This is a genomic window from Fimbriimonas ginsengisoli Gsoil 348 (assembly GCF_000724625.1).
Classification (GTDB): domain Bacteria; phylum Armatimonadota; class Fimbriimonadia; order Fimbriimonadales; family Fimbriimonadaceae; genus Fimbriimonas; species Fimbriimonas ginsengisoli.
Genome location: NZ_CP007139.1, coordinates 548,313 through 574,718 on the forward strand (window position 1 = coordinate 548,313; position 26,406 = coordinate 574,718).

At 61.4% G+C, this 26,406-nt stretch carries 22 protein-coding genes; 14 read left to right on the forward strand and 8 right to left on the reverse strand.

From position 1 onward, the window contains the following. Positions 1–93 precede the first annotated feature (93 nt). Positions 94–696 (reverse strand): hypothetical protein, encoded by a 603-nt coding sequence (locus OP10G_RS02525; RefSeq protein WP_025227456.1) that lies wholly within the window; start codon positions 694–696, stop codon positions 94–96. Positions 697–1,165: 469 nt separating this feature from the next. On the opposite strand from OP10G_RS02525, the gene OP10G_RS02530 reads away from it, so the two are divergent. Beyond that, a complete protein-coding gene (locus tag OP10G_RS02530) occupies positions 1,166–2,086 on the forward strand; it encodes a carbohydrate kinase family protein (RefSeq protein ID WP_025227455.1) in 921 nt (306 codons plus the stop codon). Between the two features lie 42 nt (positions 2,087–2,128). Here OP10G_RS02530 and OP10G_RS02535 read toward each other — a convergent pair whose 3' ends face one another. Together OP10G_RS02535 and OP10G_RS02540 are read right to left on the reverse strand one after the other, a co-directional pair. Next, a complete protein-coding gene (locus tag OP10G_RS02535) occupies positions 2,129–2,422 on the reverse strand; it encodes a hypothetical protein (protein WP_025227454.1) in 294 nt (97 codons plus the stop codon). Further along, positions 2,422–2,700: a hypothetical protein gene (locus tag OP10G_RS02540; RefSeq protein ID WP_025227453.1), complete on the reverse strand. Its 279-nt coding sequence runs from the start codon at positions 2,698–2,700 to the stop codon at positions 2,422–2,424. The genes OP10G_RS02535 and OP10G_RS02540 overlap by 1 nt, the downstream gene beginning before the upstream one ends. Positions 2,701–2,864: 164 nt before the next feature. Between OP10G_RS02540 and OP10G_RS02545 the strand changes: the two genes are divergently transcribed. The 4 genes from OP10G_RS02545 (at position 2,865) to OP10G_RS02560 (ending at position 5,891) form a co-directional block, all read left to right on the forward strand. After that, positions 2,865–3,644, forward strand: coding sequence for a hypothetical protein (locus OP10G_RS02545; protein WP_025227452.1), 780 nt, complete (start codon positions 2,865–2,867; stop codon positions 3,642–3,644). 122 nt (positions 3,645–3,766) lie between these two features. Beyond that, entirely contained in the window at positions 3,767–4,777 is a 1,011-nt protein-coding gene (locus tag OP10G_RS02550; protein ID WP_025227451.1) for a LacI family DNA-binding transcriptional regulator, read from the forward strand. Next, positions 4,774–5,577 (forward strand): prepilin-type N-terminal cleavage/methylation domain-containing protein, encoded by an 804-nt coding sequence (locus tag OP10G_RS26670; protein WP_025227450.1) that lies wholly within the window; start codon positions 4,774–4,776, stop codon positions 5,575–5,577. Before OP10G_RS02550 ends, OP10G_RS26670 begins: the two co-directional genes overlap by 4 nt. A 98-nt stretch (positions 5,578–5,675) precedes the next feature. Beyond that, positions 5,676–5,891, forward strand: coding sequence for a hypothetical protein (locus OP10G_RS02560; RefSeq protein ID WP_025227449.1), 216 nt, complete (start codon positions 5,676–5,678; stop codon positions 5,889–5,891). Between the two features lie 137 nt (positions 5,892–6,028). Here the strand turns inward: OP10G_RS02560 and OP10G_RS02565 are convergent, their stop codons facing one another. Further along, positions 6,029–6,859, reverse strand: coding sequence for a phytanoyl-CoA dioxygenase family protein (locus tag OP10G_RS02565; RefSeq protein WP_038473938.1), 831 nt, complete (start codon positions 6,857–6,859; stop codon positions 6,029–6,031). A gap of 43 nt (positions 6,860–6,902) precedes the next feature. On the opposite strand from OP10G_RS02565, the gene OP10G_RS02570 reads away from it, so the two are divergent. After that, entirely contained in the window at positions 6,903–9,491 is a 2,589-nt protein-coding gene (locus OP10G_RS02570; protein WP_025227447.1) for a glycosyl hydrolase, read from the forward strand. A gap of 166 nt (positions 9,492–9,657) precedes the next feature. On the opposite strand, the gene OP10G_RS02575 is transcribed toward OP10G_RS02570, so the two are convergent. Continuing rightward, a complete protein-coding gene (locus OP10G_RS02575) occupies positions 9,658–11,601 on the reverse strand; it encodes a hypothetical protein (protein WP_025227446.1) in 1,944 nt (647 codons plus the stop codon). Between the two features lie 76 nt (positions 11,602–11,677). On the opposite strand from OP10G_RS02575, the gene OP10G_RS02580 reads away from it, so the two are divergent. Further along, positions 11,678–12,538, forward strand: a complete 861-nt coding sequence (locus tag OP10G_RS02580; RefSeq protein WP_025227445.1) for a GNAT family N-acetyltransferase — start codon at positions 11,678–11,680, stop codon at positions 12,536–12,538. Here the strand turns inward: OP10G_RS02580 and OP10G_RS02585 are convergent. Beyond that, on the reverse strand, positions 12,535–14,322 hold the full coding sequence (locus OP10G_RS02585; protein ID WP_025227444.1) for an ABC transporter ATP-binding protein: 1,788 nt from the start codon (positions 14,320–14,322) through the stop codon (positions 12,535–12,537). The genes OP10G_RS02580 and OP10G_RS02585 overlap by 4 nt on opposite strands. Positions 14,323–14,546: 224 nt before the next feature. Further along, a complete protein-coding gene (locus OP10G_RS02590) occupies positions 14,547–15,323 on the reverse strand; it encodes a sugar phosphate isomerase/epimerase family protein (RefSeq protein WP_025227443.1) in 777 nt (258 codons plus the stop codon). An 83-nt stretch (positions 15,324–15,406) separates the two neighbouring features. On the opposite strand from OP10G_RS02590, the gene OP10G_RS02595 reads away from it, so the two are divergent. From OP10G_RS02595 to rplI, 6 genes are all read left to right on the forward strand, one after another. Beyond that, positions 15,407–15,796: a RidA family protein gene (locus tag OP10G_RS02595; protein ID WP_025227442.1), complete on the forward strand. Its 390-nt coding sequence runs from the start codon at positions 15,407–15,409 to the stop codon at positions 15,794–15,796. 233 nt (positions 15,797–16,029) lie between these two features. Next, a complete protein-coding gene (locus OP10G_RS02600) occupies positions 16,030–16,911 on the forward strand; it encodes a glycosylasparaginase (RefSeq protein WP_025227441.1) in 882 nt (293 codons plus the stop codon). A gap of 6 nt (positions 16,912–16,917) precedes the next feature. Beyond that, complete coding sequence (gene selB, locus OP10G_RS02605) at positions 16,918–18,768, forward strand: selenocysteine-specific translation elongation factor (protein ID WP_025227440.1); 1,851 nt, start codon at positions 16,918–16,920, stop codon at positions 18,766–18,768. 186 nt (positions 18,769–18,954) lie between these two features. After that, complete coding sequence (locus OP10G_RS02610) at positions 18,955–21,102, forward strand: TolB family protein (RefSeq protein WP_025227439.1); 2,148 nt, start codon at positions 18,955–18,957, stop codon at positions 21,100–21,102. Positions 21,103–21,278: 176 nt separating this feature from the next. Beyond that, positions 21,279–22,739, forward strand: coding sequence for an MlaD family protein (locus tag OP10G_RS02615; RefSeq protein ID WP_025227438.1), 1,461 nt, complete (start codon positions 21,279–21,281; stop codon positions 22,737–22,739). Positions 22,740–22,863: 124 nt separating this feature from the next. Then, positions 22,864–23,370, forward strand: coding sequence for a 50S ribosomal protein L9 (rplI, locus tag OP10G_RS02620; protein ID WP_025227437.1), 507 nt, complete (start codon positions 22,864–22,866; stop codon positions 23,368–23,370). Positions 23,371–23,479: 109 nt separating this feature from the next. On the opposite strand, the gene OP10G_RS27325 is transcribed toward rplI, so the two are convergent. Beyond that, positions 23,480–24,361 carry a prepilin-type N-terminal cleavage/methylation domain-containing protein gene (locus OP10G_RS27325; protein ID WP_025227436.1) on the reverse strand — a complete coding sequence of 294 codons (882 nt, stop codon included), beginning with the start codon at positions 24,359–24,361 and terminating at the stop codon, positions 23,480–23,482. A 266-nt stretch (positions 24,362–24,627) separates the two neighbouring features. Here OP10G_RS27325 and OP10G_RS02630 point away from each other — a divergent pair, with 266 nt between their 5' ends. Next, on the forward strand, positions 24,628–26,376 hold the full coding sequence (locus OP10G_RS02630) for a DUF4838 domain-containing protein (RefSeq protein ID WP_025227435.1): 1,749 nt from the start codon (positions 24,628–24,630) through the stop codon (positions 26,374–26,376). Positions 26,377–26,406 lie beyond the last annotated feature (30 nt).

Genomic DNA, 26,406 nt, shown 5'->3' on the forward strand with positions numbered 1-26,406 from the left:
GTTTGAGGACCGCCGCTTCTCCCTACTTCCGCAGGACGTGTAGCCGGCACCTTCGCGTGCCGCGCCCCCGCCCCGCGACGGTCGGCCCAAATCTCAGGAAGCGTGCTTCTGAAGTTTCAAGAGCAAATCGTAGGTGACCTCATCCAAGAAAATCCGCTTGACGAAGAACTTGACCTTGTCTTCCTCTTTCATCGAATCTTTCTTGGTTTGGTCGAGCACCAGGTCGAGCGAGTTCGCCATCACCTTCTTCTGGCCATCGTCGAAGACCCCTTTCGTCGCCTCCACAAACTCGTCGGTCATCTCCGCGGTCGCGATCTGGCGGCGGATCCCCATGGCGCGCATCAGCTTTGCGGCCTCGACCTGCAGCTCCTTCGGCGGATACTCACCCTTGTCGATCCCGTTATTGACCGCGTCCTCCAGCTTCTTGGCGATCTTCGCGAGGTCGTCGTCTTCCAGCGAACGAATCTGCTTCTCCTTGGCGCGCGCCCTCTCCAGCGCGGTAAGAATCGGCCCGTATTGATCCTTCCTCAGGGTTAGCGGGAGGATCTGGATGAGCATGTCGACTTGGCGAATGCGAATGATCGCCCGGTCGCTGTCCGCGGCCTTCGGAGTCGTCAGCGGGGGAGTCGATATCTGGGCGGTTGCGCTGGCGCCGAGTGCGAAGAGAAGGCCGAAACTAAGGAGAAGGTGCTTCATCGGAGGTATTTCCTAGGTGATTCAATGGTTCTGACGGTTCGGCACGATCCCGCGTTACCGCTTCATGCGCCAAGCTCACCAGGAGGGCGGTAGCCAACGTTTGAGTATGAACGTATCCAAGCCCCGCCACGGCTACCGTGGCCCAAGCCCAGGCAACCAACCCGGACGGTGTGGTCGCTTTCGCCGAAGCCATTCCCAGGAGCAGCCCAAGCAGCGCCGCCGCCGGTATCGCGAAGAGGGCGGCCGCCACGAGCCCGCGTTTCAAGCGGGGAATGCCGTAAGCCCAAACCCTAATCGTGCCCGCCCGCCGTGTCTGCCAAACCGCATAGGCAACCCACAGCAGGAAACACAAAAAGGTTTGAAACCAAATCACCGGTAACGAGAATACACGAGCCGCCCCGGCCTCCCGCCCAGACCCCGAGCAAAGCGAAAACGCCCCGCCACCCCGAAAAGGTAAGGTTCCCCTGCCTTGATTCTCGTTTTCGGTACCGTCTGCCTCGATCGTATCCGCCGGATTCCCGCCCTACCCGGCCCCGGCACGTACGTGGAAATCGAATCTGAAACCACCTTACTGGGTGGCGAAGCCGCGAATACCGCCGCCGCGCTCACCTCCTGGGGGGCAGATGTGCGACTCTGCGGCAATCCGTTGGGCGAGGGACCCGAGGCCGACTACCTCCGAGCGCTTCTGGAGCAGCGCTCGCTCGTCGTCGAAGCCGCCGGAGAGCCGCCTCCGCGATTTCGAACGCCGGTTTGCGATATCTACGTGACGCCCGACGGCGATCGAACGATGTTCGGCCTCGGTTTCTCGGCAATGGAGCCGGTCTTCGATCCCAAGCTGTTGCCCCTGATTCGAGGGGAGTGGTTTACCGCCGAACCCAATATGGGCGGCGTGTCCCGGCAAGCCGCTCGAGCCGCGTTGGGGGCCGGGATGAAGGTCTATCTCATGGATTTCATCCGTGACGATGACCCGGTGGCGCCAGGATCTATCTGGCAATCCAGTACCGACTGGGCCGGATTCCGCGGCGACGTCGTGAGAAACACCGAGTGGGTGCGACGCCTCGTCGATCGTACCGGTTGCTTCGCAATCCTCAGCGACGGCCCGAACGGCCTCGTCGCCGGCTCGCCCGAGCTAGAGGTGCGAGCTTATCCTCCCTTCCCCTCTCCCCCAATCGTCGACACCACCGGCGCCGGCGACATGTTCCGCGCCGCCATGCTCTACGGCCTGAGCCAAGATTGGCCCATCGGCCGTTCCCTAGCCTTCGCCGCCGCCTCTGGCTCCCTAAGCGTCCGCTCCCTAGGCGCCACATCCCTCATCGCGTCAATCGACGAGATCAACGACTTAGTGTCCAGCCACCCAGGAATCGCCCAACAATACGCCGAAGCCGTCTAGCCGCGTAGTACCCACTCGTTCAGGTTAGCCCCGCTCGCGGTCCTACTTCCTCGACACCCCTTCGTCGCCGCTATCGGCGTGGCTTAGCGAATTGTGCGAATCGGAGCTCCCCCCGTCCGCACCATCCTCTCGCCCGCGGTTTCGCTCGTACGAAGGCCCCCTTTGACCTTTGGGATCCCGATGCGCGATCTCGGCCGCCTCCTGCTCCCGCTCATCGAGCGGAGCCGGCTCGACGCCGCCCGGGCTGGGAGCGTTGCCCGGGATATAGGGATCGTCCCCAGACGGGCCGTCGCCCCCACCCGTCGAACGTAGCACCTTGCCGTCGGTATCCGCCATCAGTAATCCATTTCTCGCTGCGCCCGCGCGATCTTGTTGTAGAGCCCAAAGGCCAGGAAGGTCGGCGCCAGTAGACCAATGAAGATCCCAGCATGTTTCTTCCCGGTCATCTCGCAAACGAGCGCCGTTCCGATGCTGGCGATCGCCGCGACGAGAAAGGTGTCGGAGGGGATACGCGCCGCCTGGTCCTCGACGGCATGGGTCGCCCGGGTTGCGCTGATACCCAAGCGTCCAACGCTCTCTTTCGCCCGATCTAAGGTCACTGAACCGTTTAACATCTCATACTTCCTTTCCGGCCAAACCGTTGATTTCGAAGAAAATAGCCGGCGTGTATGGATGGGACGACATCCGTCTAGTCACCTGTTCCCGTGGCAATGCTTTGGAAGGACAATGGGCCTTTTCCCTAGATTCAGGCTCACCGGATACCGATAATAGAGGATAGATGGCAAATGCCGATCCCACACGTAACGTCCGGCATGCGGTTCGTGCGCTGCTTCCGGCGCGGCCCGTGCTCACCGGAAACCGGCGCTTAGTGCGGTTTGTGGCATTTGCCCTCGTGTCGTTGCTCGTCGTCATCCTTTCCCTCTCCCTCCTCAGCGCGATCGGAGCCCCCCGCTACCTTGGAATCGGCGTCGTGCTGCTTTGGATGGCGTTCTTGGGCTTTGGCTCCCCGACGGTGCTCATCCTTCGAGCCAGGGAGGACGATGAGAAACGGCGTCAAATTCGGCAATGGGAATCCGATCCCCGCCGGCTTGCGGTGGAACGACTCGGCTTTGATCTCGTCGCCGGTCGGGTGACGCCCGGCCTCACTCCTCGAGACCTTACGGCTCTCGACGATGCCGCCGCCAACTGGCGACAGTCTCGCGATACCTTGGAAACGCTCACTTGGGCACGCGGCCCCTTGGCGGAGCTTCGATCCAGCTTGCGAAAGCGCTCGGACGACGCAATGCTGAACCTGCTCGCCGAAGCCGGCGTTGGCCATTCGCTCGGCCCGTCTCCATTTCTCATCGAGCGCGCTCGAGAGCTTTTCACCGAAATCGGGGCCGAGGCAAGCGAAATGGCTCGAAACTATTGCCCGACGACGCTTCTCGCCACCGACACCTCGCTCGAGTCGCTACGCGAGGATCTCGATAAGCTGCGCCTTCTGCGCCAGGCCTACACCATCGCCGAGCGGGCGATCGCCGAGGCGCTTCCGGTGGAGAGTCCCGAAGAGCAAGTCTGATTCTTGCATTTGCTGAAACGATTCTCCAATCGAGGGCCGCGATTTATTGGCCAGGCCTTGGCATTTTTCCTTCATTGCGCTTACACTGAATTTGTTTCGAATAAGTCGAAACGGTTCGACCAATGGCGGCGACGATCAAAGATCTGGCGAGGAAGCTGAATCTCAGCACAAGCACGATTAGCTACGCACTCAATAACGGGCCCAAGCCCGTTAGCGAAGAGGTGCGGGTTCGTGTCTTCGAGGCTGCGCGCGAAATGGGGTACCGGACGAACCGTCTGGCTCAATCGCTCGCCAGTCGGCGCACCAACACGATCGGCGTAGTCCTCCCTTGCACCGTGCGCGACGTGATCCTCGCGCCGTTTGTCCATCTCGCGCTCAACGGCATCGTCAACGCCGCCGAGGAAACCCACCTCGATGTTGCGCTCCTCACCGCTTACGATCGGACGGACCCGACCCAATATATCGATCTGGCCAAAGACTCTCGCGTCGACGGCGTGATCTACTTGGTCCCCCGAATCGCGACGTCGATGCCGTCGCCGGGAACGCCGCTCGCGATCGTAAGCTCCTCCGCTTGTGGCGTGGAGCCGGCATTTATCGCCGACAACGCCGGAGGCATCCGCGAGGCGGTGCGGCACCTCATTTCACTCGGCCACCGCCGCATCGGGCACATCCGCGGAAGCTACCGGACGACGGACGGAGATGAGCGTGAAGACGCCTACCGCGCCGAAATGGCGGCCCATGGACTCCCCGTCGACCCGCGGCATGTGGAATGCGGCGACTTCCTGGCCGAGCCGGGCGCGGAAGCGGCCCGAAAAATCCTCGACGCACCCTTAAGGCCAACCGCCATCCTTTGCGCCAACGACGAAAGCGCGCGAGGCCTATACGCCGTTTGTCGCGAAAGGGGAATCCGTATCCCAGAAGACCTTAGCGTCATCGGATTCGACGATAGCGCGACCGCCGAACAACTCCGTCCGCAGTTGACATCGGTTCGTCAGCCGATCGAAGAAATGAGCTTCGCGGCGTTCCTCGCCGTCGTAGCCCAGGCTCGGGGCGAGTTCGCTTCCGGCCGTCAATTTGCCACTGGCTTGGTTATGCGGGGGTCAACCGCACCCCCGAAGGAGAACGTATCATGACTCATCGTAGAGCATTCACTCTCATCGAGCTGTTGGTTGTTATCGCGATTATCGCGATTCTAGCCGCCATCCTTTTCCCGGTCTTCGCCCAGGCGAAATTAGCCGCGAAAAAGACGCAGTCGACCTCAAACGAAAAGCAGATCAACCTTGGTTTGCAGATGTATGAGAACGACTACGACGACACCATCCCTCAATCACAGTACGGCGTCGACGACTTCCAAGTTAGTTGGGCCGCTATGATTTACCCTTACATCAAGAACGGTACGTCCGCCGTCAACAAGAACTCCGGCGTCTTCCAGGCCTGGGGCGAGGACGGACTCTGGAAGGTGCCCGGGTTCCCGGTCCCCCAGAGCTTCAACTACGGCGTCCACCTTGATCTCTTCCCCGATAACTGGGGTTCCACAAACCCTGGCCGCCGAACCTACTCGAACTCGGTCATCGACGCTCCTTCCGACAAGATCATTCTCGTCGAGAAGGGCAAGACCGAAGCGACCTGGGGCTGGTGCTACTTCACGAGTTGGGAGTGGGACTGGACCGCCGGCGTCGGCATGAACAACGGCCAGCCGACCAACGACCGTTCCGAGGTCGCCTCGAACTTCGACTGCGACGGCGCGGGGACGGCCGGAGCCGTGTGGGCCGGATGCGGCATGCATCCGCGCTACCGGTTCAACCGAACCGGCAACATGGCGTTTGCGGACGGACACGTAAAGGCGATGCCGAAAGGCTCGCTGAAGTTCTTCAAGAACATTTACGTTGCCGGCGTGGGCGACTTCGGCAGTCAATCCTGGTATCCGTACTAGGATCTTTCGAGACCTTCCCTCGGGCATTGTGCCCGAGGGAACTCCGTTCCGCCGACGGTAGCCTGCCGCGGCATTAATTCAGTTTACAAGGAGCCTGGATGACCAAATATAAACTCTTCGCCGCCGCCCTCTTATCCCTACCCCTCTTCGGTTGTGGAGCGGAAGACGATGGCAAAGTCCTGACCGCCGACCAGCAGCGGTCAATGATGGAACAAACCCAGAAAAACAACCCCAACATGCCGCCCGAAGCAAAAGCCGCCCAGGCCCGAATGGCTCAGCTCGGCTCAAACATGGCCGACAAAAAAGGAAAGTAGCCCCGAGGCCCCACGTGGCACGGGCGGCAAGCCCGTGTGTATCGGGGGCGCCCGCCCCTGTCAAAAGCTCAGCCGAAGATTACGAATATATCCCTCGAGATCGCCTTCCGTTTGCCATCTTTCCCGCTTCCCGAAACTCAGTGCGGACGCATTGGCTGCGCGGTACCGCAGGGGCCGGAGCCGGTGGCTCCTTGGATTTCTACTTTGTCGCCGTCGAACGTCTCCATCGCGATGCCGTACCACTTCCCCACTTCCTCGCTGGATAGCGGCACGTAGTGGAAGATCAGCGACCGCCGGAACCGGGTCGCGCTGCTGTTTGGCGATGAGCCGTGGATGATGCTGCCGTTGAAGAAGAGCACGTCGCCCGCCTTCAAGTCCACGTGCACCGCCGACATCCCCTCCGGCGGGGCAACGAAATCGGTCGTGAACGAGATCGAGGCATCCGCTTGCGACGGGCAGGCGATCTCCAGATCCTGCGAGCCGGGCACGACCTTCATGCCGCCGTTCTCGAAGTCGGCATCGTCGATCGCGAGCCACGCCGCCATGCACGTTCCCGGCTTCACACGCAGGTAGTAGTTGTCCTGGTGCAGTTCCTGCCCCCGCGCCATCGGCGGCTTGAAGTAGAACATGCTCTGAACCGCCACCGGCTCGTCCCCCATAAATGCTCGCAGGTACGGCCGCAGCCGGGGGTCCAGCATGTACTTCTTCGCCACTGGGCCAACCGGCAGCTCCGGATGGAAATGGGGCTGCATCATCCGCGGATAGAAGCGCAGCGGGTCGTCCGGCGTGTACTCGCCGCGCCCGCCGACGATCTCCGAGAGCCCTTCGACCGGCCCGTTCGCATTCATCTCCATGAACGTCTCGCGAATTTCCGCGACCTCTTCCGGAGTGAAGAGGTCGCGGGCGACGAAGTAGCCGTCACGGCTCCCGGCATCGAATTCGGCGGCTAAGCGGTCGGTGGCGATCATGTCTCCCATTGTACAAAACGGTGGACTATAGTGGCAGCATCCCATGCTTGCCGCCCTCGCTCTCACCGCAATGCTGGCCGCCCAAAACCCGATCCTCGCCGGATTCAAAGACGTCCCGCCCGAGTCGCGAATGCGCATGTACTTCCGGGTCTTCGGCCCGGCTTGGACCAAGCCGGAAATCGACGCTCACCTGGACGACGCCAAACAAGCCGGGCTGGGCGGCCTCGTGGCGTACTTCATGTACCCGGTCGCCATCGACGACGTGGCGCGCGGCATCGTCAACCAACGCTTCGGCAGCCCGGAATTCCTGTCGACTTTTGCCTACGCCGCGGCAGAAGCCCGGAGGCGCCAGCTCCGGTTCGGAGTGAACGGCGGCACGGGCTGGCCATTCGGCGGCCCCTCGGTGACACCTGCCGACGCGGCGAAGAAGCTTATCGAAGTGGTTGTTCCGAACGGCAAGCCTGTACCCACCCTAAAGCCGAACGAGCGACTCATCGCCACTTCCGGCAACCGGCTCTATATCGAGACCCCTACCGGGCAGAACGTGAAGCGAGCCGCCTTTGGAGCGGAGGGCCTGGTTCTGGATCATTTCAACGAAGGCGCGCTCACCCGCTGGTTGGAGGCGAACGTGCGCCCGATCCTGGATCAATCCAAGGGGAACGTGGACGCCCTCGGTTGCGACAGTCTCGAGGTCTACAGCGCGAACTGGGCAAGCGATCTGCCCGCGCAGTTCAAGCGCCGGCGCGGTTACGAGCTGATCCCGAAGCTGCCCCAGGCCTTCTCCGACAAGAGCCCCGAGGGGGATGCCGTGCGCTTCGACTATTGGCGAACGCTGATGGAGCTCACGGCGGAGCGGTTCACCAAACCGCTCGGCGACTGGTCCCGAAAGCACCGCGTCAAGTTGGAAATGGAGGCGTACGGAACGCCACCCAATCCGATGTCGGCCTACCGATCCATCGACGTCCCCACCGGTGAGCACTACGAATGGCGCGGCTTCTCCGTGCAGAAGTACGTCGCCTCCGCCGCCCACATGGCACGAAAAAACGTCATCGGTTCCGAAGCCTGGACCTGGCTCGGCCTCCCCAACCGCCTCGGCGACACCCTTAGCGACCTCAAGGTCGTCACCGACATGACCCTCCTCGGCGGGTGCAACGACCTCACGGGAGTCGATTTCGCCTACTCGCCGAAGTCCGCCGGGCAGCCGGGCTGGGTTCCCTACTACGGTCCTTACATGAACCGGAACAACCCGCAATGGCTTGCCTTTCCCGGGCTGGTGGAGTACGTCAACCGATGTCAATGGATGCTGCGGCAAGGGAAGCCGAAGGTGAGCGTCGCCGTGTACCTGCCGGTCGAGGATGTCCTCGCGCACGGCGGCATGGACCAGATGCTGCTCGACTTCCTGGTCCGCGATCACTTCGTTACCGGAAAGGCGACAAGCGAATTCGGCCTCCAAAACGCCCTGAAGCATGGCTCGGCGCTACTCCAAGGCATCTTCTCCCACGGGTTCGACTACGACGGCATCGACTTCTTCGCGATGAACGACATCGCCAGAGTTTCGGGCTCCAACCTTACCGCCGGAACCTCTTCGTATCACACCGTGGTGCTCCCAAATCTTCAGACGATGGAGCTTTCCGCGCTGCGTAAAGTCCACCGCTTCGCCGAAGCGGGGGGACTGGTGATCGCAGTGGTTCAAGTCCCGATCGCCCCCGCCGGAGCGACATCGGAGGCGGAGCGTGCGGAGTTCCAGCGGTTGGTCGAGGAAGTCTTCGGATCGCGTCCGGTAGCCTGGGAGCGCCACCCCTGTGGCAAGGGGCTCGGCGTACTCCTGCCGCGAGACGAGGAGGTAGGGGCGTTCTTGGCCCGAGCGAAGAGACCCCAGATCGTAATGGAGCCGGTTCCGGAGACCGTCGGCTTCGTCCAGCGATCGCTGCCTGGCCTGGACATCTACTTCTTGGCAAACGTCGACTCCCAACCCGTTTCGCTAAAGGTCAGGTTCCCCGGCGCAGGCGCAAAGCCAGTCGAGTTTTGGGACCCGAAGTCGGGCAGGTCGTGGCGGCTTCTGCCCGGAGCGTCCGGCATGTTCGGCGTCTCGCTGTCGGCCCGAGGATCGGCTTTCTTGGTGGTCGGCGCTGCCACGGCCTCCGAACCTCTCCCAGCCGAACCGCAAGACGAAATCGCCTGGGAGCCCGAGTGGCAGATCTCTTTCCAAGGTCCGGACGCCCCTGCCAGCTTCTCCAGCCGGGAGCTGAAGCCGTGGCCGGATCCCCACTTCTCCGGCGTCGCCACTTACCAGACTAAGCTGATCTGGAACCGCCCCAGTTCAACCGTTTCCCTCGCGTTCGATGAGGTCCGCGAAGCGGCCGAGGTCCTGGTTAATGGCCATCACGCGGCGTATGTGTGGTCGCCTCCCTACGAGGCGGAGATCGGCAAGTTCCTGAGGCGCGGCTCGAACGACATCGAAGTCAAGGTCGCCAACCTACCACTCAACCGGTTCCTCGGCTTGCCCGATGAAGACCTAGGGCCACTCCGGGCCAAATACGGCAACCGCTTCCCCGCTCCGGGCGAAAAGAACCAGGTCAAAACCCCACCCCCTGCCGGTCTTATCGGCCGCGTCCACTTACGGGTTCGGTAGGACCGCCGGTCTCATGGTCATTGACGAAATAAGCTGACTGTCTTCACCCGCCCGTAGCCCGGGGATAAGTCCCCGGGCTACGGGCAAGCTAAATGTAATTTGAATCTGTGATTGACCGTCAGACCGGCCCGTTTTCGCGTGCGGGTCCGGATGGAAGAAATGAGGGCTATCTGGGAGTTACTTGCACCTGAGCGGAGGGCGGGGTTTGAGTTTCCCCAAAGCTGCCTACCACGTAGTAGGTGTAAGACACCCCTGACTTCAGTCGGCGGTGGCGGAATTTAGGCTCTTTGAGATTTCTTGCGGCGACGATGAAGTTGCCGCCGGTCGTGTACCAGACGGTGTACTTCGCACCGGGACGCTTTTGCCAAGTAAGCGTAACTTCGCCGGGCCCGGGCCTCGCTTTTAGGTGGGAGATGGGAAGAATCTGCATCCCATGTGATAACTCGTCGCCCGGGTTGTTGATGTTCACGACCTTGATAGGTCCAGTCATCTCGTAAATCGCCTTGAACTTTGGCGTATCCAAGTGAGCGAGATCCTCGGTAGCTCCCCAGCAACCGAAGCGGCTGGCAGAGCTCGACAAAGCGAAGTACGTCGCGATGTCCCCGCCGAGCCCATAGAAATGATCGAGGAAGTGGTGGAGAACCAGCTCCTTCATTTGGGGCAAACGGTTCGCCCGGATCCGGTTACCGATGTTCGTGGGATCGCCCCCTCCGTTATCAGGCCCCGCCTCGTACGCCGCGAGTTTCAACCCGTACTTGGTCGCGATCGCTTTGAGTTGCTTGGTGTAGGCGCGTCCCGCCAGACTATCCTGCCGCATCGCCTCCAGCACCTCCTCCGGAGTCGCCGTTTTGGCGGCGCCCTGGTCGTTCATATAAGCGGTTTCCGCCATCGCATAGAAGTAGCTCTTCGGCGCGCCGTACGTCTTCTCCATCCAACCCAATACCTCGTCGTACCAGGCCGGCTGAATTGTCCATGCCGCATAGATGGGCCGGATGCGGTTCTGCAGCGACCCCGCTCCAAAAACCGATTCGAAGATCTTGGCGATCTGGTAGAGCCGCTGGGCATGGCGGCGGCGCGACCATTGCTCCTGGTCGGTCGAGCCGTCGCGGTTGAGCGGCGAGTTCCCTTGCCCCACCTCGTCCACCGCCGCCAGCTTGTTCCAGATGTATTGGGAGAACCCAAAGTTCCAGACCTCGTTGCTGTGCTCGACGTAGATCTTCAGTTTCGGATCGAGGTCCCGCTTCAGCATCTGGGCGAGTTGGTAAATGTAGCTCGACTTGTCGTCGGGCGAAGCGCCGGTGGCGGAGACCGGGATGTTAATCCACAGATCTTTGTGGGTTAAATTGGCGAGCTGGACGATGTACTCCCAAGCGACCCCGTGGGTCCCTGGCCGTAGCCCTTCCATCCCTTGGCTCGCATCGGTCGGCCAAGTGCGGTCTTCCCAGCGAATGAGGTGGTGGCCGCGATCGCCGTAGTAGCCGGCTTGGTAGTTGGTATCCAACCAGCCCATCGTCCGCAAATACGAGAACGGCTGCAGCGCCTTGAGAAAGTCTTTGGTGAAGACCTCGTGGGTATCCGCCGGATACCCAGGCCGGATCAAGCGAAGACCCGTGATGCCGCTCAAGGGAGGCGACCAGCTATCGCGTTGAGTATGTGTGAAAGCGAGAATGATCAGGTTCGGCGCGCCCTTTGGCAGGATGACTTCGGCCCGACTGGTGTTGCGGCTCGGGTCGTATGTCAGGCCCCGAACCTGGACGGGCGATCCCCCGGTGGGCGCCACGTCCGCCTTGCCTAGAAACGACAGGTGATACGTTCCGCTTTCGTCCGGCTGGTAATGGTCCGGATCGTCCATCGGCGGCGCCCACGCCATCGTCGGGCGGTCGTCCATGAGGACAGTGAAACCGTCCCCTTTCGGCCACCCGCTCTCGTCGGTCGGCACCGGCTTGTCGCCGCCAATCTGCTGGAAAGGCCGAAGCCGCTTGGCGATATCGACGAACGCGCTCGGATGGTCGCTAACTTCTACGCCCAAGGGGCCGATGAGCGGCCGCTGGGGAGCGGCGCCCGAGCAGGAGGACACGAGCGCCACGAAAGCCACCAACGTCTGGATCATGCCTAAGGTTAACGCGTTTACATCGTAATGTCAAGGGGTCATCGGCGAGGACGCCGACGCTACGGGCGGACCACTCATGCCACGATATCGCGTGGATATCCGCGCGATGAAACGGGAAGAGGTGGATTGGGCCGTCCAACTCGCGGCGAAAGAAGGGTGGAACCCGGGACTCAGTGACGCCGAGTGCTTCTACCGGACCGACCCCGAAGGATTCCTTATCGGACTGCTAGATGGAGAACCCGTGGGGTGCATCTCCGCCGTCCGGTATCCCGAAGGTTTCGGGTTCATGGGGTTCTACATCGTATTGCCCGAGCATCGGGGCAAGGGCTATAGCCTCGACCTATGGAAAGTGGCGATGGACCGAATGCAGGGGTACAACGCCGGCGGCGATGGCGTCGTCGAGATGATCCCGAAGTACCTGTCCGCCGGGTTCAATCTCGCCTATCGAAACATCCGTTATGGCGGCTCCCCACCGTCCCTCGCGCGCAACTCGCCGGATGTGGTTCAGATCGGCCCCAATTCGGACGGGCTGCACGTCACGTTCGACGAAGTCGCCGCCTACGACCGGCGATGCTTTCCGGCGCCTCGCGACTCGTTCCTTCGCTGCTGGCTAAACAACCCAAGCTATGCCGTCGTTTCCGACGGCCGGTTGAAGGGTTACGGAACTATCCGGCGATGCTGGGAAGGCTTCAAAATCGGCCCGCTCTTCGCCGATGACGCCGCCGTCGCCGATGAGTTGTTTCGAGCGCTTTGCCATCGAACAGACGGCGAAGGCCCCGTTTTCCTTGATGTCCCGGAACCGAATGCTGCCGCCGTGAAGCTGGCCGAAAGCAACGGCCTGAAGAAAGTTTTCGAAACCGCCCGAATCTACACCGGCCCCGCGCCGGACATCGATCTCGATAAAGTGTTCGGCGTGACCACCTTTGAATTAGGCTAGCTCGCCGCCTGAAGGGCGACTCGGAACTGCTCGTTGTAGAGGCGCGAATACAAACCCTCGTTCCGTAAGAGCTGGCGGTGGGTGCCGATCTCGGTGACGATGCCGCGCTCCAGGACGACGATCTTCTCGGCCTTGACGATCGTCGAGAGCCGGTGGGCGATGACGAAGCTCGTCCGTCCCGCCATCAGATTGTCGAGCGCCGCCTGAAGCAGCGCCTCTGTCTGCGAATCGAGCGACGACGTCGCCTCGTCTAAGATCAAGATTCGAGGGTCGGCCAGCAACGCGCGAGCGATGGCGACCCGCTGCTTCTCGCCGACCGAGAGCTTGATCCCCTCCTCGCCGATCCGCGTTTCGTACCCGTCCGGCAGCGCAGCGATCGCATCGTGAATACTCGCCGCCCGGGCCGCTTCCTCAACCTCCTCGTCCGTCGCCTCCATCCTGCCGTAGCGGATGTTCTCCCGAATGGTCGTGTTGAAGAGGATGCTCTCCTGAGCCACCACTCCGACCTGAGAACGATACGAGGAGATCTGCGTATCTCGCAAGTCGATGTCGTCCAACATGATCCGCCCCGAAGTCGGATCGTAATGGCGGAGCAACAGGCTCGCGAGGGTGGTCTTCCCGCTCCCCGAGAAGCCGACCAAGGCGACCATCTCGCCGGGATTCACGGTGAAGTCGATCCCTTTCAAAACCGGCTGCCCCGGTTCGTATTCGAACCATACATCCTCGAACCGCACCTCGCCCCGGATCTTTGGCATCGGCAGCGCGCCCGGCAGGTCCAGCACCTCGTTCTTAGTATCGAGGGTGCGGAAGATTCGCTCCAGCGCGGCCTGGGTCCGGGCGATCGGATCGAGGCTCACGAGGAACCTAACGATCGGGCCATACACGTAGGTGACCGCGTAAAGCAAGAACATCACAAGGGTCCCCGCCTCCATCTTCCCTTCGAGGCAAAGGCGGCCGCCGTAGAGAAGTACGAGGCCGGTCGCCACGCCGCACAGGGCGTCCGCCACCGTCCAGAGCGCTCCGCCGAGCGCCCCCTGATGGACGTTTAATCCCATCAGCTCCCGCGTGGTGACCATGAAGCTGCGGGCCTCCCATCGCTCTTGACCGAACCCTTTTACCGTCTGGATTCCCGCCAGCTTCTCCTGCATCTGGCCGTACATGGAGTCGCGGCGGGCTCGGATCTTATCGCTGGTTTGAACTAGCGGCTTATAAAAATGGCGGAAGCTGAGAATGTAAACCGGGGCCACCCCGAGGCTGAGCAAAGCCATCACCGGATTGATGCTGAACAGCACCACGATGACGAGGACGAGCTGCACGAAGTCGCCCATCATCGTGGTCAAATTGCCGGTGATGAGCTGCTGGACCGACGTCGCGTCGTTGATCACGTTGCTGACCAGCTTGCCGGTTTGGTTCTTCTCGAAGTACGCGATCGGCAACGATTGCATGTGCGCCAGCATCCGCTCGCGGATGTGCAGCAAGAACCGCTGCCCGAGCGAAGACATCGATACCGCAAGCGCATAAGCGAGGAGCGCCTGAGCGCCGGCCAGCGAGACGATCATCACCAAATACAGGACGGTATTGATATGCTCGCCGCGCTGCAAACGGTTGACGATGTCACCCAGCACGAACGGAGGGAGAAACCCGAAGACGCTCTGCGCGATGGTGAGGAAAACGCAAAGCGCCATGGAGCGCCGGAACGGTTTCAGTTCCGGGAGCAGCCGGCGAAGCGGGTTAGGTCCCTGCCCGCCGGCCCCACGTTCTTCCGGCTCTTCGGAGCGTGCCATGGAGATTTGGGGAGTTTACGTAAATGAGACGACGCTCATGGGCGAAAAGACCCTTCGTTTTCCGTGGCACGGGCTTCCAGCCCGTGTGTATCACGACCATCCTGGTCGTGTGAACGTAGCATCGGCTCTCAGCCGATGAACCCCCACAACCATCCTTAGTCCTGTGAAAGGGCCAAGGGCTGGAAGCCCTTGGGACCCACTGGCAAGATGCCAGTGCCACGGTATTACCTTTCCGACAAAAACCGGTAGCTCGAATCCAAACAGTCGAACGGGTCGCGGCGGCAGATGTCCTGCTCCACCGCGTGCCACTCCACGCCGGCCTCGTTGGCGGCGGAGAGGATGGCGTCCCAATTGAGGTTCCCTTCCCCTACCGGGGCCATGACGCCTCCCTCCTTCGGAACCACTTCCATGTCCTTCACGTGAATCACCGGTACGCGGCCCGCGAGGCGGCGCAAAAGCGCCGCGGGATCGGCCCCCGCATGAGCCACCCAGTAGGTGTCCACTTCCAGCATCAAATCGGGCGCTCCCTCCTCGATCAGAATCTCGTAACAGGGTCGGCCGGTTTCAGGATCGCGGATGAATTCATGCGAGTGGTTGTGATAGCCGAAGCGGATTCCCGCCTCTTTGAGCCCGGCGATCACCGGTTGTGCGTCTTTGAGAAACCGGCGATAGGCGTCGGCATCTTGGCCGTAGTCCCAGATGCCTCCGATCGCGACGTAGTCGCAGCCCAGCGTCTTGTGGAACTCGATCTCCTCGTCGAGGTTATCCACCAAACGATTCCACGGCCGGTGGGTGGCGCAGCAGACGAGGCCGTTCTCGTCCAATAGTTCGCGTGCTCGGGCCGCATTCACCGTCGGCGCGTCCCCGTTCATGCAACCGATCGCCGAAAGCTGGACCCCCTCGTAGCCGATGCCGTGGCACATCCGCAGGACGTCCGCGAACCCCTCTTCCGTGCCCGTAAAGTCCCGTACCGTATAAAGCTGCGCCGCCAGCCGTGCCATCAGCCCACGTTACCCGTAGCGTCGGCGTCCCGCCGATGATTCCCCAGTTGAAGGGTTGTACGAAGGCTGTGCCAAATTAAACGATGCGCGAAAGAAAACTCATCTCCAGCGGCTCGAGGTTTGAGAGGGAGATCGGATACTCCCGCGCGGTGGTCGACGGCCGATGGGTTTTCGTCTCCGGAACCACCGGATTCGACTACGCCACGATGACGCTCGCGTCCAGCGTCGTGGAGCAGACAGAGCAGTGCTTCAAGAACATCGAAGCCGCTCTAGCCGAGGCCGGGGCCACGCTAGCGGACGTCGTGCGGGTGCACTACATCCTGCCCGATCCGTCCGAGTTCGAAGCCTGCTGGCCGGTTCTCAACCGTTATTTCGGCGAGGTCCGCCCCGCCGCCACGATGTTCTCCGCCAACCTACTCGACTCCAGGATGAGGATCGAAATCGAGGTCACGGCACTGAAGCGGGGGAGTTAGCCGTTGGCGGTTGGCAGTTCGGAAGGGAAGGCTGATCGAGATAGGATTGGCGATCCCTCCCGACGCGCCGTCGGGCAGGGTCCGCCCATCGGTCGGGCAATCCCCTTGCCGCTCTTGGATGGGAAGCCCCGCAGGAACGGGACCCTCCAGAGCGCGCGTCGGGAGGGATCGTTCGGGTTCACCGGCGGGGAGCCGATGCTACGGATCACGTCCGCCGAGTAACCTGTCTCCTTATGACGATCTTCCTCGCGACGTGGCGAGAACCTGGACAGACGGCGGTGGAAACCGCTTGGCAAGCCCACCAAAAGGGGGGCGACCTGCGAACGTGCCTCGAAGAAGGGCTGGCGGCGTGCGAGCTCGACCCTAAGTACCTTGCCATCGGCCTCGGGTCGCTCGCCAACGCGGATGGCGAGCTGGAACTGGACGCCGCGATGATGGACGGCGCCGACCTCTCCGCGGGCGCAGTCTGCGCAGTTCAAAACATCTGCCCAGTGATCTCGGTAGCAAGGAAGGTGCTCGAAGACACCCCGCACGTGATGCTGGCCGGCGACCAAGCCAAGAGATTCGCGATGGAAAAGGGATTCAAACCCCAGAACTTGATGACCGAGGAAGCGGTGCGGCAATACGATGCATGGCGAGCGGGCAAGATCGGTTTTCAGTACATCCACACCACCGACGAGCACAAGCACGGCGACACCGTAACGATGCTCGGATGGCAAGACGGACACATGGTGTCGGCAAGTGCCACGAGCGGCCTCGCATGGAAGCTTCCGGGCCGCGTGGGTGACTCTCCCATCATCGGAGCCGGAATCTATGCCGACGACGAAGCCGGCGCGGCGGGTGCAACCGGCCTCGGAGAGGAGCTCTGGAAGGCGTGCGCGTCGTTCCGCACCGTCGAAGGGATGCGTCGCGGCCTGACCGCCCAGGAAGCCTGCGACGACACAATTAAGCAAATGATGCGCCGGCAACCCGCCAGCCTCGAGATTCCATGTGTCGTCCTTGCCATTAGCAAAGAAGGTGACTTCGGCGCCGCCACCACCGAAGGCGTATTCCACCTCTGGAACTGCGTGGACGGGGAAGTTTCGGTACGAGAGGTAACCGCCCCGGGTCAATAGCAATTTATGGCCAAACTGATCGGAACCGCCGGACACGTCGACCACGGTAAGACCACGCTGATCAAGGCACTGACCGGCATCGACGCCGACCGCCTTCCCGAGGAAAAGGAGCGCGGAATGACGATCGACGTCGGTTTCGCTTACCTCGATCTACCGGAGGTCGGGCGAGTCTCGATCGTGGACGTACCCGGGCACGAACGGTTCTTGACCAACATGCTGGTCGGCGCGCTCGGCATCGACGTGGCCCTCCTCTGTGTTTCGGCGGACGAAGCCGTGATGCCGCAAAGCCGTGAGCACCTCCAGATCCTGGAGCTTCTGCCGGTCGAGCACTTGGTCGTCGCGATGACCCGAGCCGACCTCGCCGACCCAGAAACCCGCGAACTGGCCCAAGCCGAGATCGAGGAGCTTGTCGCCGGATCTCGCTTCGGAAAAGCCCCCATCGTCCCCGTCTCCGCCTTCACCGGCGAAGGTCTGGAGGAACTTAAATCGGAGTTGGTTGGCGCGCTAAACGCGCCGAGCGCCAAACGCCCTAACGCCTCAGCCCCCTGGTACCTCCCCATCGACCGCGCCTTTAGCGCCAAGGGGCATGGAGTAGTAGTGACCGGCACGCTGGCTCAAGGGCGGGTCTCCGTCGGTGACCGAGCATATCTAGAGCCCGGACATTGGGAAGTTCGCGTCCGTGGAATCCAAACCCATGGCGAGGCCGAGGATTCCAGCGAACGGGGCCAACGCACCGGGCTTAATCTCTCCGGCGTCAAGTTGGAAGACGTCCGCCGAGGCATGACCCTCGGGGCTCCCGGCGCCGTTTTTGAGACGTCGATGCTCGACGCTCGTGTGCAATGGATTAAGCCGCCGAAGCACGGTGAGCGGATCCGACTCTCGATCGGCGCGGAAGAAGTGATCGGGAAGGCGTTCCTCAACGACGCCGATCCCGAGCTGGCGCAGCTTCGGCTAGAGAGCCCGATCGCCTGCGCCCTCGACCAACCCCTGATCCTCAGGCGATATTCGCCGCCTCGACTGATGGGCGGCGGTCGGGTGACCGTTCCGCAAGCCAAGGTTCGACGGAAAAAAGAGGAGACCAAGAAAGTCGAAGCCCAAGATCTTGGGACCGCAGTGGTTGAAACGGTGGGGGACGATCCGAACGGAGTCTCGACGGAAGAGATCTGCCGTCGGTTGGGCAAGACCCCGCAGGCGCTCGGAGACGTTTTTGAACAGTTGCGCGAAAAGGATCGGCTTCGCGGCTTTGCCGGGCTCTGGATGACGCCCGAAGGATTCGAAGCAGGCGCCGACCGCTTCATGGCCGCCCTGACGCAGCAACACTCGAAAACCCCCACCCTCGCCGGAATCCCGCGGGAGCGAGCCGTCCAAGGAGCCGGGCTTGGCTGGAACGGTAAGCCGCTCGACCGGATCATCTCTGAATTAGCTGCTCGTGGCAAGATCACCGTGAGCGGGACCGCCGTCCGCGACATCGCCTACAAACCTCAGCTCCCCACACGCCAGCGGGAATTCTTGGACCGGGCGATCGAAGCGATGGAACGAGAGACGGTGAACGTGCCCGGACCGCACGATATCGCCAAGACGATCGTCGCCCCTCCTCAGGCGATCGAAGAGGTCCTGCGCCTCGGCGTCCAGGCTGGCGAGCTCGTGCAGGTTTTCGAGGGCGTCTTCTATACGGTCCACCAGATCGAAGCGCTGAAGGCCCGTTTGAAGGACGCTCTCGGCACGAAGCCATTCCCGGCTTCCGAGGCCCGCGACGCCCTGGGCACCAGCCGCAAATATATCATTCCTCTGCTGGAGTACATGGACTCGGTGCGATTCACTATCCGGGTCGGGGACAACCGCGTCATTCGAGGATAGCGGTCGCGCAATGTCGGAACGCCGTTCCCTCTCCTCTCAACAACCCTTAACGTTGCGAAGCCTGGAACACTAACCGGCATTCGAACCCGCGGCGGCTATCCTGGCACTTATACTGTGTCTGAATTTGCCTTTTCCCGTGAATCGAAATTTTGTTGACGAGCCACGGGGAAGGGGACGGAATATCTCATGAGCCGATTCAGACTGTTTACGATTCCATTTCTCGTTCTATGCGCCGTTGCTAGCCGAGCCCAGTCTCTAAGCAACATCGTCTTCGAGCCGCCAAGCGTATCGCCGGGACAAAGCGCCACCGGCTATATCTACATGACCTCGAACGCCCCCACCGGGGGAGTGACCGTCACCCTCTCAGTCGACAAGGCCGGCTTCACCGTTCCCGCCTCCGTCACCATCGCCGCCGGCACTTCCACCAAGGCGTTCCCAATGACGACGACCACCGCCGCGACGGGAACGGCGACGATCACCGCGACTGGCGGCGGCGTCACCCGCAAAATACTGTTCACGGCCCTCTCCGCCGGCGTGACCCAGTACTTCGAGCGATACTCCGTTAGCTCCTCCGGCGGGCAGGGAACCTTAAGTAGCGGAGAGCCCGCCAAGTTTCTCGACGGCGACTCGCGCAAAATCAGCGCGGACGGCCGCTTCGTCGTCTTTTCGAGCAACGCTCCCAACCTGGTCGCCAAGGATAGCAACCAGAAGATGGACGTGTTCCTGCGGGACCGACTCTACGGCACCACGGTTAAAGTGTCCCAGCGGCCGAACGGAACCGAGAGCGACGGCAACAGCTACCAGCCGTGCATCAGCGCCGATGGAAACTGGGTCGCCTTCGTGTCCGAGGCGTCCAGCCTGATCGCTGCGAACACGACCACTTATGCCAAGGTCATCCTATGGCGAAGGATCAACGGGCAGCTAACGCTCGCCAGTTGCGCGCCAGGAGGTTCTCAGGCTAACAAGGCCAGCTACCAGCCCTCGATCAGCGCCGACGGTCATTACGTCGCCTACATGTCTTACGCTTCCGATATCAAGCCGGGCGACACCAACGGCGTCGGCGACATCTACGTGTACGACCGGGTCGCATTAACGAATACCCGCGCTTCCGCCGGAGACTTCGGCGAAGCGGACAGCGAGTCGCTGTACCCTTCCATTAGCAGCGACGGCCGCTACGTCGCCTTCGAGAGTAACGCCAGCAACCTCGTCGCCAACGACCTCAACGGCTCCGACGATATCTTCGTGAGAGACATGGTCGCCAACACCACCGAGCGAGTCTCGGTGACGACGTCAGGACTCGAGCTCGACGGGTTCAGCTTCTGCCCCTCCATCTCCAACGACGGAAACGTCGTCACCTTCGCCACGTACGGACGTAATCCCGACCTCGGTCTGGGAGGATCGTCGGACCGACCGGGAAGTGCATTGCTCGTCCGCGACCGTCAAGCCGCCGTGACAACCGTTATTGCGCTTCCCCAGACGACGTCGGACTATATTGAGCCCACGATCTCTGGAAACGGTCGGTTCATTTCCTTCCTCCAATATAACTACACCACCGGAACCTTGGGTACGGGCTATATCTTTGATCGGACGTTGGGCAACCAAGTGAGCAACTTCCCGACGACCGCTTGGGACGTCTCGTTTAACACCGATGGCAGCCGAATCGTCTTTACCGACTTCACGAGAAATCTGGTCCCCGGGGACACCAACGGCAAAGACGATGTATTCACAACGGACGCTTTGGCCCAGCGGCCGGTGTCTATCGACTTCGTCAACGCCTCCGATGGACCGACCATCTTGGGAGGCGACTCGGCGACACTTCAGGTTACGCTGCGACAACCCGCCAAAGCCGGTGGTGAGAAAGTATTCCTCACGGGGGGCAATACGTTTGGCTCCTTTCCGGCCTCGGTAACGGTGCCGGCCGGCGCCATGACGGCGACCTTTGTGTTCACCGCCGCCCCTGACGCATATGGAGGGTTCGTACCGGTCACCTGTACGGCAGCCGGCAAATCCACCACCTTAACGATTGAAACCGTCGGATCGAAGATGACGCTCGACACGCCGACGGTTCCCTCCGGAACGGCTACGGTAACCGGCCGGATCCGATTGGCTCGAGCGCCGAACACCCAGCTCACCTACACCCTTTCCAAGCAGGGCGGCGGGCCCGTCGGCATTACGCTCCCGGCCTCGGTCTTGGTTTCTCCGGGAGAAACGGTGAAGACGTTCGACATCACGATTGGCGGCGGTTCCGGTCAATCGGGTTGGACCATCAAAGCCGTATGTTCCCAAAACTTCGGCGAGTCCATCATGTACGCGATCTTAACGATCACTCCGTAGATCGCAGTCGATCGTAGCGTCGACACGTTCGCTCGATGAGCCTGCTTTACCGACCGTGTAGCAGGCTCATCGGAGCTTTTAAGGATGTGGCCATTCCCGTGACCATCTAGACCGGGGCGGGCGACCCGCGGCCTACACGCCCCTACGTCGTAGCGGGTTCGCAGTACACTACGTCCATGCAGAGCGCCGCCAAGGTGGGTTTGCTCCTCGTGGTTTTTGTGGGGCTGGTCATCGGGGGGTACTCGGTGTTGGGCAAGAGCCTGCTCGCCCCCAAGATGGATCGGTACATGGCCGATTTCGAGGACGCAGGGGGAGTGACCGAAGGGACGCCGGTCTTGCTGGCCGGTGTTGAAGTAGGCTCCGTGGCCAAAATCCGGCTCTTGAACCCCAAGCTCGCCCGCCTGAGCCTCGACCTGAAGCCGGGCACCCAGGTACCGGAGGGCACGGAGGCCGTCATTCCCTCCTCACTGATCGGACTCGGCACGAACCCCATCACCCTGGTTCCACCCGAGCACCTAACGGGGGCTCTCGCTCGCAAAGACGTCCCGCTACCCGGGCACAAAGGATCGCCGCTCGACAGTGTCTTGCCGAACAGCAAGGACACCGTAAAGGAGCTGACCCGCACGATGGTGGCGGTACGGAAGCTGCTGGAGGATCAGAAGCTAAAGGGGAACATCCAAGCCCTATTGGTCTCCTCCAATAAAACCATCGAGCACTTCGGGAACCTGGCTCACGACGTCGATCTGGCGCTCCTTCAGAATCAGGCTAACGTAACCCGCGCCATCGCCGCCGCCACCAACGCGGTGCAAGACGTCCGCCGGGTAACGCTCAAGGTCGCCGAGCTCATGGAGAGCGGCAAGCTTCAAAAGAACGCCGATGCGATCATGACTCGCGTTCAAACGATCGAAAAGCACGCGGACGCCCTCGTGGTGAGTCTGAACAACCTGGTGAACGATCCGAAGCTTCGCCAGCCGGCGGACCGAATCGCCGCGAACGTCGCCGATATCACCGCGACCGGAAAGGGGATCGCAGAAAACACGAAGGCGATCACCGAGAATGGGGTGGAGATCAGTAAGAACGGCATCGAGATCAGCAAGAACGTCGCCACCATCACCGACAAGGCGATCGTCCTCACCGACCGGGCCAACGAGATCGCCGCGAACGCCGTCGACATCGAGCAGCAGCTTAAAGGGGTGCTGGACAAAGTCGGGGGATTCTTTAACCGGAAGAGTCCCGGAGGTGGATTCAAGCTCGGCAGCCAGCTCGACCTGATGCGCGAGAGCGAGCCGGGCCGGTGGCGCACCGACATCACTTTCAATCTCCCCATCCCCGACGGAACCCTCTACGCGGGGATGTACGACGCGTTCGAGCGAAACAAATTGATCGTCCAGGTGGGCCGGCCGATCACGCCCGCACTGGGCTATCGGTACGGTATCTTCGCGAGCAAGCCCGGGTTTGGGGTAGATTACAGCCTGTCGCCAAGCGTATCGCTTCGGGCCGACGCGTGGGATATTAACTCTCCCCGCCTCGATCTCCGATTGCGATACGACTTCCGCAACGGCTTTTCCGGCTGGCTCGGCGTTGATCGGGTCTTCCGAGGAAACGCGCCGACCATCGGAATTGGCATTCGAAGGTAATCAGCCGGCAAATCGCGGTTGGCATTCTTTCCCGACTGCTAACTGCTAACCGCCAACTGCTAACCAAAAAGAAAAGCGTAGCCAGGCATGCCTGGTTGTGCCCTGACGATACAAGGAGCAATCAATGAAAGTTATTCTCAATCAGACCGTGCCCAAAGTTGGCAAAGAAGGCACCGTCGTGAACGTCGCCGACGGATTTGCCCGCAACTACCTCTTCCCTCGCGGACTCGCGATCGTCGCCGACAAGAAGCAGATCCAGGCGCTTGGCAAGCGAAACGAGCGGGTCGCCGCCAAGACGGCGGGCGAAAAGGCCGCCGCAGAAGGGGTGCGAGAGAAGCTGAACGGCCAGACCGTTCGCATTCCGGGCCAAGTCGGCGCGGGGCAAGGCAAGCTGTTCGGCGCGATCACCTCGCAGGATGTCGCCGATGCGGTCAAGAAGCAGCTCGGCGTCGACGTCGAGAAGAAGAAGATCGCGCTCATCGAGCCGATCAAGCGACTCGGCAACCACCCAGTGGAGATCGACCTGCACCGCGAAGTGGATGCGAAGATCACCGTCGAAGTCTACGATCCGGCCGCGCCCGTCGAGAAGCCGGCCCCCGCCCCTGCCTCCGACGAAGACGACGAAGAGTAACCCCCGTGGCACGGGCGGCTCGCCGAGTGAGAAGCCGCGCCATATACTCGGGTACGAAAAAGCCCCGCTCCTCTTTCGAGGAGCGGGGCTTTTTCGTGGCTAGGAGGATTTACTCGCAGTCGCCCTTGGTCGGGTTCCAGTAAGAATCTCGACCCTTGTCGCGAAGGTTCATGACCACCGACTTGGCCTGGACGGCCTTGGCGCTGGAGTCCATTCGGACCATGTTCACGAAGCCGCTGTAGCGAGCATCGATATTCTTGAGAACCTGAGCGTTGCTCGGGTCGAGCGGATCCGGGCTGCCAAGCGCGCTGAAGTTCAGCTCGTTGTTGCCGAGGTGCTTCCAGTAGTGCATGTACGAGCTCGAGCTGCTCTTGCTGTAGCCGCCGAGCGTGCAGAACGTGTTGTTCGGCATGGCCGGGAGCGCATTGTAGTAGGTGGCGTCGACCAGGCCGAGGGTGTTAGCGGTCTGCTCGATCGAAGTCGCCGAGAGCATTACGCCCGGGAACTTGGTCGTGGTGGAGCGGAAGACGTAGTTGTTAACCGCGTAGCTGTTCTGGCCGCCGAAGCTGCGGAAGCCGGCATCGGCCGTTCCGGTCTCCTGAACGTTGACCCATGCCTTGGAGTTGGTGGGCGCCTTCCAGATTCCATCGTTCTTGATGTACGGATCGAGGGTCTGGTTGATGAAGACGCATCGCTGAGCGTTCGCCTCGATCAGGTTCGCCTTCGGGTCGTTGGCCGCCTTCAGCTTGATGTAGGTCGGGTTGATGATCGTGCTGTTGAGATCTTCCTCGAAGCGGTAGGCGGGAAGCATGTCGTCGCTGTCGCCGAGGTAAATCTGGAGACCGGTACCGATCTGCTTGGCCTGGGAGAGACCCTGGGTCTTCTTCGCGGCGAGCTTGGCTTGGGCAAAAACTGGGAATAGGATGGCGGCGAGGATCGCGATGATCGCGATGACGACGAGCAGCTCAATGAGCGTAAATGCTTTCTTCATAGGATGGAGCGAGGTTTAAAAACGGCCGAACCCCTGCGGCATCTAGATAAGCATCCACATCTCCGTGGACCGCTTGCCACTGGTTATCTCTTAACATTGTTAAGAGAACGTTAACACTTTTAAAACCTGGCAAATACTGCGCTAGAACCCGCATTACCACAGCATTTTTACTAGGTGTCTCCCAAAATGACCCCGATAAGCAGGGTGATAAACCCGCTCGTACGCCGCCGACGCTACGGAGAGGGAAACCACGGCATACTTTTCTCGTGAGGTCCACCGTCGCACTCGTCACACTCTTCGTCGGCATCGCCGTTGCCCCGGCTCAGATCGCTGTGGTTCCGTCTCCGGAAGCGACCCTCGCGGAGAATCGAGCCGCCGGGGAGTTGGCCAAGTACTTGGGCGAGATGGGGGTCAACATCGTGCCCATTTCAAAGGCCGCGACCAAGATTTATATCGGGCAGAGTCGGCAGGCGGCGCGCCTATGCCCGGATATCGATTGGAAACGCCTTGGCAACGAGGAAGTCATCCTCCGCACGGTAGGCGACGATCTAGTAGTGGGCGGCGGGCGGCCGAGGGGCTCGGTGTACGCCGTATACCGGCTTCTCGACCGGCTCGGAACAAGGTGGTGGACTCCATGGGCGACGTCCGTTCCAAAGAGACGCGGATTAGCGCTCCCCCGGCTAAACATCCGAGAAAAGCCGGCCTTCGAATATCGGGAGCCGTTCTGGTTCCACGTATTCGATCCCGACTGGGCCATGCGCAACGCCGTCAACGGGCAAACGGAAAACCTGGACGAAGCCCACGGAGGCGGAACCTACTACGAAGGGTTCGTCCACACCTACTACCCGCTCGTCCCACCCGAGAAATACTTCGCCACCCACCCCGAGTGGTACAGCCTAATCAACGGAAAGCGGACCACCGATAACGCGCAGCTTTGCACCACGAACCTCGAAATGCGGCGAGTGTTGTTAGAAGAAGTAAAGCGTCGCCTACGGGCGAATCCGAAGGCGGCAATCGTGTCCGTCTCTCAGAACGACTGCTTCAACCCTTGCCAGTGCGACGTCTGCCAAGCGCTTGCGAAGGCGGAGGGGTCGGAGTCCGCCCCGGTGCTCGCCCTAGCTAACTTCGTGGCCGACGGAATCAAAGACGAATTCCCAAAGGTCGCCGTCGATACGCTCGCCTATCAATACACCCGGCACGCGCCCAAGACCCTTCGGCCGAGACCTAACGTCATCGTGCGGCTATGCAGCATCGAGTGCGACTTCGGAGTTCCGCTGACGCACGCCCGCAATAAAGACTTCGCCAACGACGTGCGCGACTGGAGCCGTCTGACCCAGCGCCTTTACGTTTGGGACTACGTCACTAATTTCGCCCACTACATCCAGCCGCTGCCGAATGTCGGCGTGCTCGGTCCGAACCTCAAGTTTTTCTCGGAAAACGGCGTGAAGGGCGTGTTCGAAGAGGGCGACTACAACTCCAACGGCGGCGACATGGCCGAATTGAAGGCGTGGATGATGGCCCAGCTCATGTGGAGTCCCAAGGCGAGCCCTCGTAAGCTACGAGACGAATTCCTCCGCGGCTACTACGGTAAAGCGGCGACCGCAATCGGAAAATACGTCGACCTGATGGATGCGGCCGCGGCAACCCGGCCGGCCCACATCTACGACGGCCCTAATGCGCCTTACCTCGCCTTACCGATCCTACAAAACGCGGAGTCGCTGTGGACGCAAGCGGAGAGAGCTGCCGGAGACGCCGAAACTCTACGGCGAGTGAAGGTTGGGCATCTCTCCATCCGATACGTCTGGCTCCGCAACTGGGCCGCCCTTCGCCGAGAGGCCAGCAATTCCGGGCAGCCATGGCCACTGCCCGATTCGAGAAAAGCAGTCGCTGAGGAGTGGCTGTCCGTCGCCAAATCGGCCGGACCACGCGGTTGGTCGCCGGTTTCCGTTGTAAACGAAGGGAGCCAAAGCGTCGAAGCCTTCGTGAAGGCGATGAGCGTCCAGCCGCCGCCCTAGGTCCATTGGCAAAACGGAACCCTTCACTTA